1 protein-coding gene is annotated in these 283 nt (G+C 54.8%); it reads left to right on the forward strand.

The window, feature by feature from the left end; all coding sequences use genetic code 11:
* Positions 1-283 (forward strand): hypothetical protein (locus KVT34_RS30175; protein ID WP_217563286.1); only part of this gene is annotated, 283 nt, incomplete at both ends.

Genomic DNA, 283 nt, shown 5'->3' on the forward strand with positions numbered 1-283 from the left:
GCTGCCCGCGGCGGGATGGCCCGAATACGAAATTGCACGCCGAGACGTGCTGCAGGATTCGATGAACTGGGTGAAGCATAACCTGATCGTCAACGTGTTTCCGATGTCCTATAAACTGGACACTTCGCTCGTTGTGGCGGATGCGCGCAAAACGTTCGAGATCGCAAAAGATAAATCGTATGTGACGATCGGCGCCGGCTCTTTTATCGATCTGACCAAGGACGTGTTCATCGATCAGATCATTCCGAGCCATGGGCTCGGAATCAGCGGGAGCGCCGTGTTC

The sequence above is a fragment of the Paenibacillus sp. GbtcB18 genome, from assembly GCF_019091125.1.
GTDB lineage: Bacteria > Bacillota > Bacilli > Paenibacillales > NBRC-103111 > Paenibacillus_F > Paenibacillus_F chitinolyticus.